The 19,321-nt window shown below is 62.1% G+C and carries 15 protein-coding genes; 4 read left to right on the forward strand and 11 right to left on the reverse strand.

Going from position 1 to position 19,321, the window contains the following annotated elements:
- Nucleotides 1–98: 98 nt before the first annotated feature.
- Nucleotides 99–212, reverse strand: a complete 114-nt coding sequence (locus KHQ28_RS13595; protein WP_014907381.1) for a hypothetical protein — start codon at nucleotides 210–212, stop codon at nucleotides 99–101.
- A 125-nt stretch (nucleotides 213–337) separates the two neighbouring features.
- Nucleotides 338–1,726 carry a NarK family nitrate/nitrite MFS transporter gene (locus KHQ28_RS13600; RefSeq protein ID WP_004175568.1) on the reverse strand — a complete coding sequence of 463 codons (1,389 nt, stop codon included), beginning with the start codon at nucleotides 1,724–1,726 and terminating at the stop codon, nucleotides 338–340.
- Between the two features lie 311 nt (nucleotides 1,727–2,037).
- Between KHQ28_RS13600 and narX the strand changes: the two genes are divergently transcribed.
- Nucleotides 2,038–3,816, forward strand: coding sequence for a nitrate/nitrite two-component system sensor histidine kinase NarX (narX, locus tag KHQ28_RS13605; RefSeq protein WP_004175566.1), 1,779 nt, complete (start codon nucleotides 2,038–2,040; stop codon nucleotides 3,814–3,816).
- Between the two features lie 10 nt (nucleotides 3,817–3,826).
- Nucleotides 3,827–4,477 carry a two-component system response regulator NarL gene (gene narL, locus KHQ28_RS13610; protein ID WP_002910198.1) on the forward strand — a complete coding sequence of 217 codons (651 nt, stop codon included), beginning with the start codon at nucleotides 3,827–3,829 and terminating at the stop codon, nucleotides 4,475–4,477.
- Here the strand turns inward: narL and KHQ28_RS13615 are convergent.
- The 7 genes from KHQ28_RS13615 to nasR form a co-directional block, all read right to left on the reverse strand.
- Nucleotides 4,474–5,856 carry a YchO/YchP family invasin gene (locus tag KHQ28_RS13615; protein ID WP_004180383.1) on the reverse strand — a complete coding sequence of 461 codons (1,383 nt, stop codon included), beginning with the start codon at nucleotides 5,854–5,856 and terminating at the stop codon, nucleotides 4,474–4,476. The genes narL and KHQ28_RS13615 overlap by 4 nt on opposite strands.
- A gap of 151 nt (nucleotides 5,857–6,007) precedes the next feature.
- A complete protein-coding gene (locus KHQ28_RS13620; protein WP_019705144.1) occupies nucleotides 6,008–8,608 on the reverse strand; it encodes a nitrate reductase in 2,601 nt (866 codons plus the stop codon).
- The gene (gene nirB, locus KHQ28_RS13625) at nucleotides 8,608–12,675 is read right to left on the reverse strand and encodes a nitrite reductase large subunit NirB (protein WP_077261145.1); all 4,068 of its coding nucleotides are present in this window, start codon (nucleotides 12,673–12,675) and stop codon (nucleotides 8,608–8,610) included. The genes KHQ28_RS13620 and nirB overlap by 1 nt, the downstream gene beginning before the upstream one ends.
- Nucleotides 12,676–12,685: 10 nt before the next feature.
- Complete coding sequence (locus KHQ28_RS13630; protein WP_032418822.1) at nucleotides 12,686–13,474, reverse strand: ABC transporter ATP-binding protein; 789 nt, start codon at nucleotides 13,472–13,474, stop codon at nucleotides 12,686–12,688.
- A gap of 9 nt (nucleotides 13,475–13,483) precedes the next feature.
- The gene (ntrB, locus tag KHQ28_RS13635) at nucleotides 13,484–14,368 is read right to left on the reverse strand and encodes a nitrate ABC transporter permease (protein WP_032418821.1); all 885 of its coding nucleotides are present in this window, start codon (nucleotides 14,366–14,368) and stop codon (nucleotides 13,484–13,486) included.
- 1 nt (nucleotide 14,369) lies between these two features.
- Entirely contained in the window at nucleotides 14,370–15,626 is a 1,257-nt protein-coding gene (locus KHQ28_RS13640; RefSeq protein WP_004175561.1) for a CmpA/NrtA family ABC transporter substrate-binding protein, read from the reverse strand.
- Between the two features lie 242 nt (nucleotides 15,627–15,868).
- Nucleotides 15,869–17,050 (reverse strand): nitrate regulatory protein NasR, encoded by a 1,182-nt coding sequence (nasR, locus tag KHQ28_RS13645; protein WP_004214922.1) that lies wholly within the window; start codon nucleotides 17,048–17,050, stop codon nucleotides 15,869–15,871.
- 67 nt (nucleotides 17,051–17,117) lie between these two features.
- On the opposite strand from nasR, the gene KHQ28_RS13650 reads away from it, so the two are divergent.
- Complete coding sequence (locus tag KHQ28_RS13650; protein ID WP_002910380.1) at nucleotides 17,118–17,471, forward strand: DsrE/DsrF/TusD sulfur relay family protein; 354 nt, start codon at nucleotides 17,118–17,120, stop codon at nucleotides 17,469–17,471.
- 237 nt (nucleotides 17,472–17,708) lie between these two features.
- Nucleotides 17,709–17,951 (forward strand): DUF1883 domain-containing protein, encoded by a 243-nt coding sequence (locus tag KHQ28_RS13655; RefSeq protein WP_002910387.1) that lies wholly within the window; start codon nucleotides 17,709–17,711, stop codon nucleotides 17,949–17,951.
- A gap of 217 nt (nucleotides 17,952–18,168) precedes the next feature.
- Here the strand turns inward: KHQ28_RS13655 and KHQ28_RS13660 are convergent, their stop codons facing one another.
- Together KHQ28_RS13660 and chaB are read right to left on the reverse strand one after the other, a co-directional pair.
- On the reverse strand, nucleotides 18,169–18,849 hold the full coding sequence (locus KHQ28_RS13660; RefSeq protein ID WP_004152258.1) for a gamma-glutamylcyclotransferase: 681 nt from the start codon (nucleotides 18,847–18,849) through the stop codon (nucleotides 18,169–18,171).
- Nucleotides 18,850–18,985: 136 nt separating this feature from the next.
- Nucleotides 18,986–19,216 (reverse strand): putative cation transport regulator ChaB, encoded by a 231-nt coding sequence (chaB, locus tag KHQ28_RS13665; protein WP_002910389.1) that lies wholly within the window; start codon nucleotides 19,214–19,216, stop codon nucleotides 18,986–18,988.
- Nucleotides 19,217–19,321: the final 105 nt, after the last annotated feature.

A 19,321-nucleotide genomic window follows, 5' to 3' on the forward strand; every position in this document is an offset into this window, starting at 1 on the left:
TAACGCTATGAAAGAGGGCGAGAATTGATAGCGATCAATCCGAACTGGCTTGTTACTGCGCAGCAAAACCTCGATTACCACCAAGGTGGTATAAGATGTTATTTTTTAACTTGTTGTTTTTTAATGATTTTCACCTCAAAAAGCGGCGCCTCACCGGGATTTGTTAACAACGGAGGTATTAAGGGGTAGAGCCATTTCACTGGCAAGCCCACCTGTTCTGGCTCAGCGGTCGATGCGAACAATATTATCCTATAGTATGTTGTAACTAATTAAGCGGTTAAAAAAGGCGCCTCCGTGGGGAGCGCGCCTTTTTATACGCCAACGTTACCGCGGCCGATTACTGACGCTTACGACCGTATACCGCCCAGGTGATCACCACGCAGGCAATATAGAACACGAGGAACACTTTCATCGCCCCGGCCGGCGAGCCGGTCAGATCCAGCGAGATACCGAACGCTTTCGGAATAAAGAAGCCGCCGATAGCGCCAATGGCGGAGATAAAGCCCAGCGCCGCCGCGGTATCGGTCGCCGCCTCGCGCATCGCCTGCGCTTCGCTGCCGCCCTGGGCCTTCACGCGGTCCATAGTCAGCTTACGGAAGATCACGGAGATCATCTGGAAGGTGGAGGCGCTCCCCAGCCCGGCGGTCAGGAACAGCACCATAAACACCGCGAAGAAGGCGATAAAGTTACCGCCCTGGCCGTTGGTCGGCAGGGTCAGGAACAGCAGCGCGCAGAAGACAGCCATCACCACAAAGTTGACCAGCGTTACGCGGGTCCCACCGAGGCGGTCGGAGATCGCCCCGCCCATCGAACGCGCCAGCGCGCCAATGAACGGGCCGAAGAAGGCGTAATGCAGGATCTGCACATCCGGGAACTGAGTTTTTGACAGCATCGCGAACCCGGCGGAAAAGCCGATAAAGGAGCCGAAGGTCGCGAGATAGAGCAGCGCCATAATCCACAGATGCAGGCGCTTAAGTACCGGCAACTGCTCGCTCAGCGACGCTTTCGAAGCCGACAGGTCGTTCATAAAGAACCACGCCGCCAGAGTGAAAATAATCAGGAAAGGTACCCAGATCCACGCGGCGTTTTCCAGATACAGCATCGAGCCGTCCGGTTGCTCGCTACCGTTACCGCCAAAAACGGCAAAGATAGAGATCGAGACCACCAGCGGCGCGACCAGCTGCATCACGCTGACGCCCATATTGCCGAGGCCGCCGTTAACGCCGAGCGCCCCGCCCTGCTTCGCTTTCGGGAAGAAGAAGCTGATGTTGGCCATACTGGAGGCAAAGTTGGCTCCGGCGAAGCCGCACAGCAGAGAGATAATCACGAAGATGCTAAACGGCGTAGAGGTATCCTGGACCGCGAAGCCCAGCCAGACGCACGGCACAATCATGATCCCGGTGCTGAACGCCGTCCAGCGACGGCCGCCGAACAGCGGCACCATAAAGGCGTAAGGCACGCGTAATAAGGCGCCTGACAGCGCCGGCAGCGCGGTCAGCATAAACAGCTGATCGGTTGTAAACTGAAAGCCTACTTTGTTGAGGTTAACGGCAACCGCGCTGAACAACATCCAAACGCAGAACGCCAGTAACAGACAGGGAACGGAGATCCATAAATTGCGGCTTGCCACACGATGGCCGCGCTGTTGCCAGAATTCAGGATCTTCAGGCCGCCAGTCGGTTATGACCGAGCGGTTAGCCTTCTCCGGGAGGGAAGATTGACTCATAGATACCTCTGATTATTCATATTTCCTGCCGCTACCTTAGGGGTTACCCGGGGCGGTAAGTTGATATAAATCAAAGGAAAAGCGCGAGCTAATTTGTGCAAAAATAAACCATGCCTCCAAGTGAGTAGAGAATGGCGGGGAAAAAAGTGTGGTTTTTCACGCTGCTGCCGGGTTGCGTATAATCCCCCCCCTAACATCGCCTACCACCGACAATTAAGGAGTAACTCTTTGGGGGTATGGGTATACTCCAGGGGATAGTCGAGAATAAGCGCCACTCCCGGAGACATGACCGGTCAGGAGCCACGCATTCCATGTTAAAACGTCTTTTTACCCCGCTGACGCTGGTCAATCAACTGGCGTTAATCGTGCTGCTCGCCACGATTATTGGCGTCGCCGGCATGGCGATCTCCGCGCGCCTGGTGAACGGCGTGCAGGGCAGCGCGCACGCCATTAACAAGGCCGGTTCATTGCGTATGCAAAGCTACCGGCTGCTGGCGGCGATCCCGCTGAATGAAAACGATCAAAAACTGGTGGCGGACATGACCGCCACCGTCTTCAGCCCGGAGCTGCAAAATTCCGCCCGCCGCGACGGCCAGGAAATCCAGCTTAAAGCCCTGCAGCAGTACTGGCAGCTGGCGCTGGCCCCCGGCATGCAGCGCGCAGTCAATCAGGCGGAAGTGGCCCAGGATGTCGCCGACTTTGTCGATCGTATCGACCAGTTGGTCACCGCATTCGACCACACCACCGAGCAGCGTATCGAACGGGTGGTCTGGATCCATCGCATCCTCGCCATTGGTATGGCGCTGCTGCTGATCTTCACTATCATCTGGCTACGCGCCCGCCTGCTGCGGCCGTGGAAACAGCTGCTGAGCATGGCGCGCGCGGTGAGTCAGCGTGATTTCACCCAGCGGGCGCACATCAGCGGCCGCAACGAAATGGCGACCCTGGGCATGGCGCTGAATAACATGTCGGAAGAGCTGGCGGAAAGCTATGCCGTGCTCGAGCGGCGGGTGCAGGAGAAGACTGCCGGACTGGAGCAGAAGAACGAGATCCTCGCTTTCTTATGGCAGGCCAACCGCCGGCTGCACTCCAGCGCCCCGCTCTGCGAACGTATTTCGCCGGTACTGAATGGCCTGCAGGGGCTGACGCTGCTGCGCGATATCGAGGTACGGGTTTACGACCTGGAAGACGAAGATAATCACCAGGAGTTTACCTGCCACTCGGATGATGACTGTGATGATAAAGGCTGCTACCTCTGTCCACGCAATCTGCCGCCGCTGCCGGATGGGGGAACAACGCTGAAGTGGCGGCTGTCAGATGCGCATAGTCAGTACGGCATCCTGCTGGCGACGCTGCCGGTTGGCCGCCATCTCAGCCACGATCAGCAGCAGCTGGTGGATACCCTGGTGGAACAGCTGACCAGCACCCTGGCGCTGGACCGCCATCAGGAGAAGCAGCAGCAGCTGATCGTCATGGAAGAACGGGCCACTATCGCCCGCGAGCTGCACGACTCCATCGCCCAGTCGCTATCCTGTATGAAGATGCAGGTTAGCTGTCTGCAGATGCAAGGCGACGCCTTGCCGACGGAGAGCCGCCAGCTGCTGGGGCAGATCCGTAACGAACTGAATACCTCGTGGGCCCAGCTGCGGGAGCTGTTAACCACCTTCCGCCTGCAGTTGACCGAGCCGGGGCTGCGCCCGGCGCTGGAGGCCAGCTGTCAGGAGTACAGCGCCCACTTCGGCTTTACGGTGCAGCTTGATTACCAGCTCCCGCCGCGCTTTGTGCCCTCGCATCAGGCGATCCACCTGCTGCAGATCGCTCGCGAAGCGTTGAGCAACGCTCTGAAGCATGCCAGCGCGACCGAAGTGACCGTGACGGTGTCACAACGCGATAATCAGGTTCGTCTGGTGGTAGCGGATAACGGCCGCGGCGTACCGGACCACGCCGAACGGAGTAACCATTACGGTTTAATTATTATGCGGGATCGCGCCCAGAGCTTGCGCGGTGACTGTCAGGTACGACGCCGGGAAACCGGTGGAACCGAAGTGATCGTCACGTTTATCCCGGAAAAAACGTTTTCCATCCAATAAGGAGACCCTCATGAGTCAACAGGAACGGGCAACTATCCTTCTCATTGACGACCATCCGATGCTGCGCACCGGCGTGAAACAGTTGATCAGCATGGCGCCGGACATCCAGGTGATTGGCGAGGCCAGCAATGGCGCGCAAGGTATCGAGCTGGCCGAGTCGCTGGATCCTGACCTGATCCTGCTGGACCTTAATATGCCGGGCATGAACGGTCTGGAGACGCTGGATAAGCTGCGTGAGAAATCCCTTTCTGGCCGGGTAGTGGTCTTCAGCGTCTCCAACCATGAAGAGGACGTTGTCACCGCCCTGAAGCGCGGCGCCGATGGCTATTTGTTGAAGGACATGGAACCGGAAGATCTGCTGAAAGCGCTGCAGCAGGCGGCCGCCGGAGAGATGGTATTAAGCGAAGCGTTAACGCCGGTGCTGGCCGCCAGCCTGCGCGCCAACCGCGCCACCTCCGATCGGGACATCAGCCAGCTGACCCCGCGCGAGCGCGACATTCTCAAGCTGATAGCCCAGGGACTGCCGAACAAAATGATCGCCCGTCGCCTGGATATCACCGAAAGCACCGTCAAAGTACACGTAAAGCACATGCTGAAGAAAATGAAGCTCAAATCCCGCGTGGAAGCGGCGGTATGGGTCCACCAGGAGCGAATCTTCTAAGGCGAGTCCGTCCAGGAGACGCCTGGCGTGGTAAACTTGACCAGCGGCTCGGTCAGCGCCAGGGCGATCTCATTGGAGGAGACGCGCTGCCCCTGTTTATCCTCCACCACCACCGACAGGCGCCAGCGGTTCGCGGCGCCCGGTTCACTGTTCCACACCGGCATAATGATGCTCCAGCCATCGGGGCTGCTGGCATCTACCGGCGGCGTCAGGCTGAGGGCCTGGGTGTCTCCCTGCCAGTGCAGCGCCTTGATGCCATGCAGACTATGGATCTGCAGCTTCAACTGCACCGTCTCCCCGGACTGCAGATCCCAGGGCGGCGTGGCCAGATAGACCGTCAGATTTTTGCGCTGACGATACTCCACCACCGGCAGATTATCCCGCTCCGGACTATCGAAGCGGCTCCCGCGCAGCGAGTTGCTGATCGCCACCTCGTCTGCCGCAAGCTGCTGCTTAAGGGGTACGCCAAAGCGATAGTTTAGCTTCAGTCCCACATTGTTCTGGCTGACGCCATTTTCCCCCTGCTTATGCTTAGCGGTCACCGTGACCAGCGGGACCGGGGTGTAATTGAGCCCAACGGAGACGGCCACCGGATTATGGTAGCCGGTGCCGGAGTGAAACAGATCGACGCTATCGCCGAAATACTGTTCGACGCTGACGCTGGTGTTGATGTGCTGGTAGAACGGCAGCCGCGCCTGGGCGGTGACGTCATACCCTGCGGCCATCCGCTGCTCCTGAGTCTGATTATCGCGTAGCTGCCAGTCGCCCAGCGGATGGTAATAGTTTGCCGACAGGCGGAGATATTCTCCCCACGCTTCGGCGCCAACGCTGCCGCGCGCCAGGCTTTCGCTCAGCACTTTATCGTAAAACGAGTTATAGCCCAGCAGCCAACCGCCAACCCGCCAACGCTGGCCAAGCCCGATGTTGCCCACCAGATCGTGCTCGCGCCGGGTCACCGAGTACTGGTTCCACGTCAGATAACGGTCGTTATCCTGCAACGGCACGAACCAGCTCCCTTTACTGCCGGTGAATTTCCCCTCTTTATCGACCAGCAGGTCGACATTGGCGTTGCCCCACGGCGAGAGCCAACTCTCCAGCTGATGACTCACTTCATTGCCGATTTTACTGATGGCAAACAGCTGCGCCTGTTCACCCGCCGTCAGACCATTGTCGCTCATGCTGGCCTCGCCAAACTTCTTCGCCACTTCGGCAAAGTGCCGGGCGTCGTCATCAACCTGGGGAGCAATCCCCATATCGGGCAGCGGATCTTGCGCTTGCGCAGGGCGGGTGGTGTCGCTGGCGGTCAGCGCCCAGACGGGAACGCCCGGCAACAGCAGGAGAAAGGTCAACGTTGGCAACAAACGGAACGACACAGCCATTAACAGAGTTTGCGCAAGCTCACAAAAATGGATAGAAGTGTTAGTTTATCGTTTTTTCCCTGCTCCCGCAGCCCTGTGGGCAATTCCAGGAATAAGCTGAAACCGGTTGGGTAAGGTGCCGCCCAACCGGAGGCGTCGCTGCGCGCCACCGTTACGCCCGGGTTCGTTGCGCCGCCAGCAGCGCGTTGAGCTCCGGCACGCAAGAGCCGCAGTTGGTCCCGCATTTCAGCTTCCCACCCAGCGCCCCGACGCTGGCGCAGCCGCTGGCGATGGCCTCGTTAATTGACCATTCCCCCACCCCAAAGCAGCTGCAGACGATCCGCCCCCGCGGCGCGACGGCGGCGCCCGGTCGGCCGCTAAGCAAGGCATGTCGTTGGGCAGCATCGGACGGCGGCGCGGCAAAGGCAGCGCTTATCCATGCGCAATCCACCGCCGGCTCGCGCGCATCGCTCCACCAGCCGAGCATCAGCCTTCCCTGATGCCAGGCCAGCAGGTTCCACACCGCGCCGCCGTCAGCCACCTGTAACTGCCAGCCGCGCCGGGCGCACCACGCGCTGAGCCACTGTCGGGCAGATGCCTCCCCGGCCAGCGAGTAGTGCAGCACGCCTGGCGTCGCCCGCCGCCGCCAGTGCCAGGCCGCAGGAAATGGTAGCGGTTCGCGGCAAAAAAGCTCGCTGTGCCAGGCCGGTTGCCAGGCGGCGATCGCCACCGCCGCCTGTTTACTTTCCGGCTGGCCGGAATACGGGTCCGTGACGGCGGCCAGCAGGTTATTCACCCGCCCCTGACGGGCAAACTGGTTGTTCCAGTGCATCGGAACAAACAGCGAGCCGGGGCGCTGCCCTTCGCTGATCGCCACTTTCGCCACCATCACCCCATGCCGCGACCAGATCCGCGCCAGCCCGTCAGCGGGAAGCTGATAGCGAACGGCATCCTGCGGCGCCACCTCCACCATTGGCTCCGCGATATGCTGCATCAGCCGCGGCACCGCGCCGGTACGGGTCATGGTGTGCCACTGATCGCGGATCCGCCCGCTGTTGAGGATCAGCGGATAAAAGGCATCGGTTGTCGCCCGGGTCGGTTGAGGCGTCACCGGCACCATCCGCAGCCTGCCATCGCCATGCCAGCCGCGCGTGATATCCCAGGCGGCCTCGCTGCGGCTGACCGGCCAGCGCACCGGCGGCATGGCGTCCCACGCCTCACGGCTGAGATCCGCCAGCGCGCCGATATCAAACGCCCGCTGGCCGTCGTTTTCGAAACCGGACAGCGCCGCATGCTCGCGGAAGACGTCATGCGGATGCTGCCAGGCAAACGCCTCGCGATACCCCAGCGCCTGGCCCACTCTGGCGATGATCCACCAGTCCGCTTTCGCCTCCCCCGGCGGCGGCAGAAAGCTGCGCTGACGGGAGATCCGCCGCTCCGAGTTGGTGACCGTGCCATTCTTCTCGCCCCAGGCCAGCGCCGGAAAGCGGATGTGGGCGAAACGTCCGGTATCGGTCTGGGCGGCGACATCCGAGACGATCACCAGCGGACAGGCGGCCAGCGCCTGGCTCACCGCGTGGCTGTCAGGGAGCGACACCACCGGGTTGGTACCCATGATCCAGACCGCTTTGACCTCGCCGCGGCCAATGGCGGCAAACAGCTCCACGGCGGTCAGCCCGGGGGTCTGCGCCAGCCGTTCCGTCCCCCAGAAGCGGGCCAGCCGCTGCAGATCGTCTGGCACAAAATCCATGTGCGCCGCCAGCATCGTCGCCAGCCCGCCGACTTCGCGGCCGCCCATGGCGTTGGGTTGACCGGTCAGCGAAAAGGGGCCGCAGCCGCGGCGGCCATACTTCCCGCTGGCCAGATGGACGTTGATGATGGCGTTACATTTGTCGCTGCCGCTGGCGGATTGATTGATTCCCATGGTGTAGAGGGTGATCGCCCGCGGGGCGGCGATGAACTCGCGATAGAATCCCGCCACCTCATCGGCAGGCAGACCGCAAAAGGCCGCCACCCTCGCCACGTCCCAGCCGCGGGCGGCGGCCAGCGCCTGCGGGCCGTCGCGAAAGCCATCGACGCAGGCTCCTGCCTCAGCCAGGGCGTTAAGCAGCCCCGCAAACAACCCGCCGTCGCTTCCCGGGGCCAGCGCCAGATGGCGGTCGGCGATCTCGCAGGTAGCGGTGCGTCGGGGGTCGATCGCCACGATCCGCAATCGGGGATTATCCCGCTTCGCCTGCGCCAGCCGCTGGAACAGCACCGGATGCGCCCAGGCGGCGTTCGAGCCGACCAGCACCACCAGATCGCTGTTTTCCACATCATCGTAGCTGCAGGGCACCACGTCGGCGCCAAAGGCCCGCTTGTAGCCAGTGACCGCTGACGACATGCACAGCCGTGAATTGGTATCGATGTTCGCCGCGCCGATAAACCCTTTCATCAGCTTATTGGCGGCATAGTAATCCTCGGTTAACAGCTGGCCGGAGGCGTAAAAGGCCACCGCTTGCGGTCCGTGCTGGTCGATGATCTGTCTCAGGCGCGCAGCGGTTTCCGCCAGCGCCTGAGGCCAGGCTACCTGCTGGCCGTCGATCTCCGGCGTCAGCAGCCGCCCCGCCAGGCCAGTGGTCTCCCCTAAGGCGGCCCCTTTGACGCACAGACGGCCGAGGTTCGCCGGGTGCTGATCGTCGCCGCGCACGCTCACCTGCCCCGCGTCGTCCACGCTCGCCAGCACCCCGCAGCCTACGCCGCAGTAGGGGCAGGTCGTTCGGATGGTCTTCATCAGGAGGCCTCCGCGCGGGCCAGCAGCTGCTGGTTGCCCACCCACACTTTGCCGTTTTCCACTTTCACCGGCCAGGCGCGTACCGCCTGTTCGTCGCCGTCGCACGGCCAGCCGTCGCGCAGGCGTATCCGCTGTTTGTACAGCGGGGAGATCACCACCGGCTCGCCGCCGACGTCCCCTAACAGCCCACGCGACAGCACGTTGGCCGCGCTGCCCGGCTCGCGGTTGTCGAGGGCGTAGACCCGCTCGCCGAAGCGGAACAGGGCAATCTGCCGCTCCCCTAAGCGGGCGCCGATCCCCGCCTGCGCCGGAATGGCGTCAAGGTCGCATACCGCCTGCCACGGTCGGGATGGGAGTTCGCCTTCGGGCAACGTCTCAGTCAGCAGCGGCTGCGGCTGACCGCGCAGATCGCGGCGCTGCACAGCCTCGTCGGGCTGGTCGCTATTAACGAAGGAGCGGAACAGCGCCAGACGCTGCGGATCGTTGAGGGTGGTCTGCCACTCGCACTGGTAGCTGTCGACGATCCGGGCCATCTCCTGCTCCAGCTCCTCGCCAATGCCAAGACTATCCTCCAGCACCACCTGCCGCAGATAGGCGACGCCGCCCTCCAGGTTATCCATCCAGGTGCTGGTTCGCTGCAGGCGATCGGCGGTACGGATATAGAACATCAGCAGACGATCGATGCTGCGGATCAGCGTCGCTTCGTCGAGATCGCTGGCAAACAGGTCGGCGTGACGCGGTCTCATCCCGCCGTTGCCGCAGACGTACAGATTCCAGCCTTTGTCGGTGGCAATCACCCCGATATCTTTCCCCTGGGCTTCAGCGCATTCGCGGGTGCAGCCGGAGACCGCCATCTTGATTTTGTGCGGGGCGCGTAGCCCTTTGTAGCGATGCTCGAGCCGTACCGCGAGCCCGGTGGAGTCCTGCACGCCGTAGCGACACCAGGTTGAGCCGACGCAGGATTTCACCGTGCGCAGCGACTTGCCGTAGGCGTGGCCGGTTTCAAACCCGGCGTCGGCCAGCTCGCGCCAGATAGCCGGCAGCTGTTCCAGCCGCGCGCCAAACAGGTCGATGCGCTGGCCGCCGGTCACTTTGCTGTAGAGCTGGTAACGTTTGGCGATCTGCCCGATGGCGATCAGTCCGTCCGGCGTCACTTCCCCTGCCGCCATCCGCGGCACCACCGAATAGCTCCCGTCCTTCTGGATATTGGCGAAATAGCGGTCGTTGGTATCCTGCAGCGGCAGGTGCGCCGGCTTCAGCAGGTACTCGTTCCAGCAGGAGGCCAGCACCGAGGCCACCAGCGGTTTGCAGACATCGCAGCCGTGCCCCTGGCCGTAGCGGCTAATCAACTGCTCGAAGGTATGGATATGGTTAACCCGTACCAGATGGTAGATCTCCTGGCGCGACCACGGGAAATGTTCGCAGACGTCTTTTTTCACTTCGACGCCCTGCTCCGCCAGTTGATACTCCATCACCTGTTTCACCAGCGCGCTGCAGCCGCCGCAGCCGGTAGCCGCTCTGGTGCAACTTTTTATCGCCGACATATCCCTCGCCCCATTGTTCACCGCCTGGCAGATATCGCCTTTGCTGACGTTATGGCAGGAGCAGATCGGCGCGCTGTCCGGCAGCGCCGCGACGCCGAGCGCCTTCGGCGCGGCTCCCTCCAGCGCGGGCAGGATCAGACTCTCCGGACGCGGCGGCAGCGCCATGCCGTTCAGCATCATCTGCAGCAGCGTGGCATAGTCGCTGGCATCCCCCACCAGCACGCCGCCAAGCAGGGCTTTGCCGTCCTGACTGACGACGATTTTTTTGTAAATCTGCTGCGGACCGTCGGTCCATTGATAGCTCTGACAGCCCGGCGTGCGCCCCTGCGCATCGCCAAACGAGGCCACGTCGACCCCCAGCAGCTTCAGTTTGGTGCTCATGTCGGCGCCGCTAAAGCAGGCGTCCTCTCCTGCGAGAGTGGCCGCGGCGATGCGCGCCATCTGATAGCCCGGCGCCACCAGACCGTAAATTTTATTGTCCCACAGGGCGCATTCGCCTATCGCCAGCACGTCCGGGTCAGAGGTGCGGCACTGGCCGTCGATGTGAATTCCCCCGCGTTCGCCCACCTGCAGCGCGCAGCCGCGGGCCAGCGCGTCCTGCGGGCGGATCCCCGCCGAGAAGACCACCATGTCGGTCCGCAACGCGCCGCCGTCGGCAAAGTTCAGCCGCAGGCCGTCGGCCTCGCGCACGATGGCGGTGGTCGCTTTGCTGGTATGCACCCCCACGCCGAGGGCGACAATCTTCTCCCGGAGCATCGCCGCCCCGCCGTTATCCAGCTGGACGGCCATCAGGTTCGGGGCAAACTCCACCACCTGCGTCTCCAGCCCCAGTTGTTTCAGGGCGTTGGCCGCCTCCAGCCCGAGCAGCCCGCCGCCGATAACCACCCCGCTCTTCGCCGCGGCGGCATGGGCGGCGATACGGTCGAGATCGTCAAGAGTGCGGTAGACAAAGCACCCCGCGAGATCGTTACCGGGGATTGGCGGAACAAAGGGATACGAGCCGGTCGCCAGCACCAGTTTATCCCAGTGGATTTCATGCCCCTCGGCGTCCCGTACCAGCCGTGCGTCGCGGTCGATGGTCGCCACCGCCTCGCCGAGGCGGAGTTCAATACCATGTTCAATAAAGAAATCCCCGGCCGCCAGCGACAGCGACTCGGCGCTGCGTCCGGCAAAATACTCGGAGAGATGTACCCGGTCGTAGGCGGGGTAACGCTCTTCGCCAAACACCACGATTCGATATTGCTGATGCAGATTGCGGCTCACGCATTGTTCGAGAAAATGGTGGCCGACCATGCCATGTCCCACCAGCACTAATACAGGTTTCGTCATTGTCATCATTCCTGCAGCCTGCGGCTGCGTTGAAGAGGGGTCAAAAAGCCAGTCCACGGTGACAGGCTCATCGCTTTCCAGGCGCGCGGTGAGCGCGGCGGCGGCGGTGCAGTCGCCCATCAGCAGCACGCCGCGCAGGCGGCCATCGCGCAGCAGCAGGCGGCGATAGTGGCGGTCGATGGGGTCCCAGCTGGTATAAATGTCATCCTGTTCGCCGGCCTGCTGCTCGCCAGCGCTAAAGAGTTCAATGCCGGTGACCTTCAGGCGGGTCCCGGCGTCCTGCCAGACAAAGCCCTCGCCGGGGGCGCCGCACAGGCGATCCGCCAGCACCTCGGCCTGACGCAGGCAGGGAGCCACCAATCCCCAGGTCTGGCCGTCAATTTCGCAACATTCGCCGATGGCGCTGATCCCCGGCAGCGAGGAGGCCATCTGACGGTCGACCACGATCCCCCGCTGGCACAGCACGCCGGACTGCGCCGCCAGACGGCTGTCGGGCTGCACGCCGGTAGCCAGCACCACTCTGGCGGCGCGGAATACGCGCCCGTCCGCCAGCCGCACGCCATCGGCGTCGATGGCGGCGATGTGGCACTCCAGCACGCAGCGAATGCCGCGCGCTTCAAGCTGCTGCCTGAGCTCATCGGCGGCAAAAGCGTCGGTCAGCGGCGCCATTAATCCGCTGCCGCGATGCAGAAGAGTGACCTCTCCGCCGTGACGACGCAGCGCCGCCGCCGCTTCCACCCCCAGCACCCCGCCGCCAATCACCACCGCCGGGCCGGGTATCGCCAGAATACGTTCCACGTCCGCCAGGGTGCGGAAGGGCATAACCTGCGGACGATCAATGCCCGGCAGCGGCGGGATAAAGGACCGCGAACCGGTGGCGAACACCAGTTCATCCCACGGCAGCCAGGTTTCCGCGATGCGCAGCCGCCGTTGCTGAATATCGACTTCATCGACCGCCTCGCCAGACCGCAGGCACACCCCGTGCCGGGTATACCACTCCGCCGGCAGCAACGGGATCTGCGCCGCCGTTTTTTCACCTGCCAGCAGCGGCGAGAGCTGAATGCGGTTATAGGCCGGGTGCGGCTCGTCGCCGACGACGGTAATGGCAAACCGCGCGGGGTCGCGCTCAACCAGCCGCTGCACCAGCCGGGTGGCCGCCATGCCGTTACCGATCACCACCAGTCGCCGCGTCATGACCGCCTCCTTACGCCGCTTTCGGCTGTTTTTCATACAGGAAATGGAGGATCTGCTGGCGCAGATGGTGATACCGGCTGTCGTCCGCCAGCTGAACGCGGTGGCGCGGACGCGGCAGATCGACCGCGAGGATCTCGCCGACCGTCGCCGCCGGACCGTTGGTCATCATCAGCACCCGATCCGAGAGCAGCACCGCTTCATCAACGTCGTGGGTGATCATGACGATGGTGGTATTGAGCTCCTGCTGGATATGCATCACCGTGTCCTGGAGGTGGGCGCGGGTCAGCGCATCCAGGGCGCCGAAGGGCTCATCAAGCAGCAACACTTTCGGCTTCATCGCCAGCGCCCGGGCGATACCCACCCGCTGCTTCATGCCGCCGGAGATCTCCCCGGGACGTTTGTGCAGCGCATGACCCATCTGTACGCGCGCCAGGTTGTGTTCGATCCACTCCCGGCGCTCACTCTTGCTCATGGTGCGACGGAACACCTGATCCACCGCCAGCGCCACATTGTCGAAACAGCTCAGCCACGGCAGCAGCGAGTGGTTCTGGAAAACCACCGCCCGCTCCGGCCCGGGACCGGCGATTTCCCGGTTATCACACAGTAGTCCGCCCTCGGTAGGGGTGGAGATCCCGGCGATCAGGTTCAGCAGGGTCGATTTTCCGCAACCCGAGTGGCCGATCAGGCTAATGGTCTCCCCTTCGACGATATCGAAGGAGACATTCTGCAGCGCCAGGAACTCGCCGCTGGCGGTGTTGAAGCGTTGGCTGACGGCCTGCACCTGAATTAATGGTTTCATGTTGGCTCCTTATTTTTCCTGCCAGCTAAAGCGGCGAGCGAGCAGCATCAGGCCCTGCTCCAGCAGCAGGCCGACGACGCCGATAATGACGATGGCGATGATGATGTTTTCCACATTGAGGTTGTTCCACTCGTTCCAGATCCAGAAGCCGATCCCCAGCCCGCCGGTAAGCATTTCCGCCGCCACGATCACCAGCCAGGCGATGCCGATGGAGAGGCGCACGCCGGTAAGCACCGACGGCAGCACCGCCGGAAAGAGGATTTTGCGCATCACCGTCCACTCCGAGAGCTGGAGGACGCGGGCGACGTTGAGATAGTCCTGCGGGATCCGCCGCACCCCCTCCGCGGTGTTGATCACCATCGGCCAGATGGAGCAGATAAAAATGGTCCAGCTGGAAGCCGGCTCCGCCTTCTGGAACAGCAGCAGGCCAATCGGCAGCCAGGCCAGCGGGCTGACCGGGCGCAGCAGAGCAATCAGCGGATTAAACATGCGGGCGAAGAACAGCGAACGGCCGATCAAAAACCCCAGCGGAATGCCCGCCAGCGCCGCCAGGCCGAAGCCCACCGCCACGCGCTGCAGGGAGGCCAGCACGTTCCAGCCGATGCCCATGTCATTGGGCCCGTCCTGATAGAACGGATCGGCAAACAGGGTCAGCGCCGAGTCCAGCGTGCTCAGCGGCGTGGGAAAGCCTTTGCTATGCATCGCCGCCAGCTGCCAGGCCAGCAGCAGCACACCCAGCCCCAACAGCGGGGGCAGCAGGCGCTGGGTGAGCTCACGCAGCCAGCGCGTGACGGTCGGCGTGGTGCGCCGGACCTGCACCGGCGGCAGGATAATCACTTCGCCAGGCGCGTTGTCCACGCTGACGACCGGTTGCTTACGTTGTGCCTGCTTCATCTCATGCCCCCTTACGTTGAATAGAGAAATGGCGGGCGTAGCCTTCCGGGTCGGACCCGTTCCATACCGTCCCGTCCATTAGTGTGCTGCTGCGCATCCTGGCTGCCGGCGCGCTGATCCCTCCTACCGCCTGGGCGGCAGCCTGCCAGACATCGATGCGGTTAATGCGCGACGCCACCGCGAGGTAATCCGGAGCCTGCTTCAGCAACCCCCAGCGGCGGAACTGGGTGAGGAACCACATCCCGTCCGACAGCCACGGGAAACTCACCTCGCCCCCGGCCCAGAAGCGCATCGGATGGGCATCCTGCCAGCGGCGGCCAAGGCCGTTGTCATACTCTCCCAGCATCCGGCCGGTGAGGTATTGCTCCTTGGTATTGAGCCAGCCGCGTCTGGCGAGCAGGCGGGCCGTCTCCCGGGTGTTCTCCGGCGAGGCGGCGATCCAACGCTGCGCCTCCATCAGGGCCGCCACCAACGCGCGGGCGGTGTTCGGGTTGCGTTCCACCCAGTCGCGACGGGTGCCCAGCACCTTTTCCGGATGCTCGGGCCAGATATCCTGGGAAGTGGCCGCGGTGAAGCCGATACGGTCGTTAATGGCGCGGGCGTTCCATGGCTCGCCGACGCAAAAGCCGCTCATATTGCCGATGCGCATGTTCATCACCATCTGCGGCGGCGGCACCACGACGGTGCGCACATCGTTGAAGGGATCAATGCCGGCGCTCGCCAGCCAGTAGTAAAGCCACATGGCATGGGTGCCGGTAGGAAAGGTATGGGCGAAGGTGTAACTGCCCGGCGCGCTGCGGTCGATCAGCCGCTTCAGCCCGCCGAGGTCGGTCACCCCTTTCTCCTGCAGCTCGCTGGAGAGGGTAATCGCCTGGCCATTGCGGTTGAGGGTCATCAAATTGGCCATCGCCTGCGGCTTGCTGGCGATCCCCAGTTCGAGGCCGTACAGCAGGCCATAGAGAATATGCGCCGCGTCGAGCTCGCCGGCCACCAGCTTGTCGCGCACCGCCGCCCAGCTGGCTTCCTTACTCGCCACCAGGGTGATGCCATATTTTTGGTCAAACCCCTTCGCCGCGGCGATGGCCAGCGGCGCGCAATCGGTCAGCGGAATAAATCCGACCCGCACGCGGGTTTGCTCCGGTTTGTCCGAGCCGCCGGCCCAGGCGGCCTGCATCACGCCCGGCAGCAGCATCGCGCCGCCCAGCGCGGCCCCTGCCTGCAGCAAGCGCCGCCGGGAAATTGAAAATTTGTCGCCCATATCCGCTCCACCATGCGCAAAAAAAAAGCGCCCGACAGTGCATACGCACTGCAGGACGCCTTTATCCACGGGCCCCCGAACCGCCATTGGTTCGTTGCCCGGACTTTTATTCACTTAATAAGTAATGCAAACGGGATGCCAGCTTTGGCAATAGCGCGCTGGCGGGCTTTTTCCCAACGCTGGCCGGTTTTTCACCTAAAAGTGCACCGCCGGCAGGCAAAGAATGCCCATCGATTGTGCATCTACTCCTTTGGTGTTAGCGGCCAAATCGCCTTCACCATCAGCAGCGCGCGGGCTATCTCAACCATGCGCTGATTTTTGTCCATGGCCATCTTGCGCAGCGTCTGCCAGGCCTGCTCCTCCTGCATTCCCTGGTGCGTCATCAGCAGACTTTTCGCTTTTTCGATCAGCTTGCGCTCTTCGAGCGCGTCTTTCAGCGAGGCCAGCTGGCTGGAGAGCTGCTGCAGCTCATAGGCCTGCTGGCGCACCAGCGGCAGTAGCTGTTTATCGAGCCGTGGCGTCACGCTATCGTCTTCCTCTCCGGCCTGCCAGCCAGGCGCGTCGTCTGCTAACAGCGCGTCGGTGGCATCCAGCAGATCGTCGATCAGTTGCTCTTCCACTTCGCGCAGTTGCTCAAGCCGTTGGGTTTGCAGACCAAACCAGCGCAGCGCCGTTTCCCCGCCGTCGGCAGCCGGCTGGCGGGTACAGGCGATCCGCCGCAGCTGTTCAATATCCAGACCGGCGTGGCACTGGGTTCTGAACAACTGGACGGTCGCCGGGCTGCCCAGCGCCTGAAAGCTGTCGAAGCAGGGCTGCTGACCGTCAATACGGTCCACCAGCTGCTGGCGCAGGCTGTCGCTGAACTCGCCGCGGGTAAAGCCCAATGCTCCCAGCGCGCGCTCCTGGCCCACCAGCTCTTTTCCCTGCATAAAGCTGTACAGGGCGACCATCCGACCAGCCACCGGCGGATCGTCAATGCTGTCATTGAGCTGCGGGGCGATGTTCAGCAGATGGCGGATGACGCGGCTGAACTGCTCCGTCGCGGCTTCAGCGGCAATTTGCCGGCGGCCGATCTGCGCGCGTAGCGCCGGGAGCTGCGCCAGCTCGTCAACCGCTCTGGCGATACGCCAGCACAGTGCGCTGCCGGCTACCGCGCGCGCGCGTTCGAGGCTGGCATAAAACAGGGCTAGCCGCTCGTCAACCAGCGCCCCTCCCGCCCGACACTCCGCTGTATACAGCAAGCCGCCCGAGCAAAGATAGATATTCGACGCCCCGCGCTCACACTGCAGCATATGCACCAGCGCGCTGAGCTGGCTGGCCAGTTCCCCCAGTTGGCTAAGCTGCTGAAGCTGTTGTTTTTGCAGGCGACGCGCCAGCTGCAGCCAGGCCGTCGCATCGTGCGCATGACCAGTCGTATTATTCATACCCCTCCTCCGGGTTAACGCTTTATACTGCCTAAAGCAATAACCGTGCCTTTAAGAAGGAGTTTGTATGCAACGTATTGTGATCATCGCCAACGGCGCCGCCTACGGCAGCGAATCCCTGTTCAACAGCCTGCGCCTGGCCATTGCCCTGCGCGAGCAGCAGTCCGACCTCGATCTCAAGCTGTTTCTGATGTCCGACGCCGTCACCGCCGGGCTGCGGGGGCAGAAGCCGGCAGAAGGGTATAATGTGCAGCAGATGCTGGAGATCCTCACCGCCCAGCAGGTTCCCGTGAAGCTGTGTAAAACCTGCGCGGACGGCCGCGGGGTCAGCGCACTGCCGCTGGTTGACGGCGTGGAGGTTGGCACTCTCGTTGAGCTGGCCCAGTGGACCCTGGCGGCAGATAAAGTGCTGACCTTCTGAATCTGGGGCGCCGAACGGCAGGAAATATCAGGTTTCGCCGCCTGCAGAGGTAAAAAAAACGTTAGCTGAATGCTTTCAGGAACAACGTCATTTTTGTTTAATCTTTATCCCTTTTTTTGATCAAAATCAGCATCCCGACCCGCGCCGTTTGGTGTGATGCACAGAGCAAAGTGTGAACAATATCACGCGAGGACTGGGTGGGCAGGATGCTGTAGCGGGACAGAAACGGGGTATAAAATGGCGATGGTTAAAGCAAGTTTGACGTTATTTGGTGGTGACACGCTGGTGGTGCGGTGCTCAGAGCGCTGCCATATTCATCTGATGAGCGCGAAGGTCCCGGGCGACAGTCATGCGGATATTCTGAGCGTGCAGGATCGGGACAGCGCCTATCTGACGGTGCCCTACAGCGGCACCTGGAACGTGCTTATCGACAGTCACAGCCAGTCGCTGGAGCACTCCATCAGCTACGTGCCGGCCTGACCGTCACTGCCAGAACACACGCCCGGTCATGCCGGGCGTGAGATTCATGACAAACCTCATGCAATCATTGTACTTGCAGATTGCACCAGAAAAATAACAAGGAAAATCAATTTATTGATTTTCGGCTGATAACCACCAGTAAGGAAAAACCACGCTTTTTCCTTACTGGTCAGCAATCGGACGCCCGGTCATGCCGGGCGTTTTCTTTTGCGCGCGCTCAGGCCAGGCCCGGCGTCGGACTCTCGCCCAACAGCGCGCGGACGCTGGCCACCAGGTCATCGAGACTGGCATCGTGCATGCCCAGCTTGCGCAGCGCCTGCTCAAGCGAAAACAGATACTGGGCGTTGGTGCCGAGCGGCCCGCTGGCCCGGGCGATCAGCGGGGCGATAACCTGGGCACTGGTATCCGGTTCAAACAGTGGATGGCGCGGATCCATAATAAACACCAGGGCATTCACCGTCCGTCCGTCGTCCAGCTCCAGCTTGCACCAGGTGGGCAGATAGCAGCCGGTGATCATCTCCCGCTTCCACAGCAGGGTCAGCTCCTCCTCCAGCGTGTCGTCAGGCAGACGATAGGCGACGCCGGTGGTTCGGCCGCCCTCTTTGAGAGCCAGCATGCGTCCCGGCTGGCAGGCACTACCGCGCCCGGCGGTCAACCGCAGGCAAAACGCGCGGTGCCAGCCCGGCAGCGTGCCGGTGCAGGACTCGCGATAATTGAGCGCCGGGTTCCAGATAAGCGAACCGTAGCCAAAGATCCATACTGAGCCATCATCCGGGCGGCAGGCCAGCGTCGCCGCCAGCGAGGCTGCACGTTGTTCTGCCGACCAGAGTAGCGATTCCTCAATAGCGCCAAACGCTGTCTTACAATCCGCATTCATTAAGAAATCACGAGTTAACACTGTTTACTACCTCCGCCACTGCCCGCTTCCCGGCGTTCGTCTCATGCATCCATCAATATTGCTGAAATATTATCCAGCTTTATCTTTCAATAAGCAATCAGCGGGGCGCTGGCAAGCGAAAATGCGGCGTCAGCGATTATTTTTTCTTATGCCACTTATCATCATCGCCTTTCTCATAGCTGTTCTTCACCGCCGCCCAGGCGACTTTGTGCGCCGTCTCTTCGCGGCTGGCGTCATCGCGCCGCTCGTCTTTATCTTTATATTGATCCCAGGCGCTGTTAAACGCTTCTTTATAAATTTCCTGCGCATGGGCAGGCAGTACATGCTGAACGCTGTCGGGGAGTTCTTGTTTACTGCGATAGGGCATACTGACCTCCTGTTTGAGCATTAAGTTTAAGTCTGGTACGCAGTCGGCTGGCTATCAAGGTCAAAATGAGTAGAAAAATTATTTTAGTAATTATCTGAATAATAA

Source organism: Klebsiella sp. 28, from assembly GCF_018223905.1.
Taxonomy (GTDB): domain Bacteria; phylum Pseudomonadota; class Gammaproteobacteria; order Enterobacterales; family Enterobacteriaceae; genus Klebsiella; species Klebsiella pneumoniae.

What these genes read in the sequence shown, in the direction of transcription:
- KHQ28_RS13600 (WP_004175568.1), bottom strand. Translation starts at nt 1,726, where the DNA reads ATGAGTCAATCTTCCCTCCCGGAGAAGGCTAACCGCTCGGTCATAACC.
- narX (WP_004175566.1), top strand. Translation starts at nt 2,038, where the DNA reads ATGTTAAAACGTCTTTTTACCCCGCTGACGCTGGTCAATCAACTGGCG.
- narL (WP_002910198.1), top strand. Translation starts at nt 3,827, where the DNA reads ATGAGTCAACAGGAACGGGCAACTATCCTTCTCATTGACGACCATCCG.
- KHQ28_RS13615 (WP_004180383.1), bottom strand. Translation starts at nt 5,856, where the DNA reads ATGGCTGTGTCGTTCCGTTTGTTGCCAACGTTGACCTTTCTCCTGCTG.
- KHQ28_RS13620 (WP_019705144.1), bottom strand. Translation starts at nt 8,608, where the DNA reads ATGAAGACCATCCGAACGACCTGCCCCTACTGCGGCGTAGGCTGCGGG.
- nirB (WP_077261145.1), bottom strand. Translation starts at nt 12,675, where the DNA reads ATGACGCGGCGACTGGTGGTGATCGGTAACGGCATGGCGGCCACCCGG.
- KHQ28_RS13630 (WP_032418822.1), bottom strand. Translation starts at nt 13,474, where the DNA reads ATGAAACCATTAATTCAGGTGCAGGCCGTCAGCCAACGCTTCAACACC.
- ntrB (WP_032418821.1), bottom strand. Translation starts at nt 14,368, where the DNA reads ATGAAGCAGGCACAACGTAAGCAACCGGTCGTCAGCGTGGACAACGCG.
- KHQ28_RS13640 (WP_004175561.1), bottom strand. Translation starts at nt 15,626, where the DNA reads ATGGGCGACAAATTTTCAATTTCCCGGCGGCGCTTGCTGCAGGCAGGG.
- nasR (WP_004214922.1), bottom strand. Translation starts at nt 17,050, where the DNA reads ATGAATAATACGACTGGTCATGCGCACGATGCGACGGCCTGGCTGCAG.
- KHQ28_RS13650 (WP_002910380.1), top strand. Translation starts at nt 17,118, where the DNA reads ATGCAACGTATTGTGATCATCGCCAACGGCGCCGCCTACGGCAGCGAA.
- KHQ28_RS13655 (WP_002910387.1), top strand. Translation starts at nt 17,709, where the DNA reads ATGGCGATGGTTAAAGCAAGTTTGACGTTATTTGGTGGTGACACGCTG.
- chaB (WP_002910389.1), bottom strand. Translation starts at nt 19,216, where the DNA reads ATGCCCTATCGCAGTAAACAAGAACTCCCCGACAGCGTTCAGCATGTA.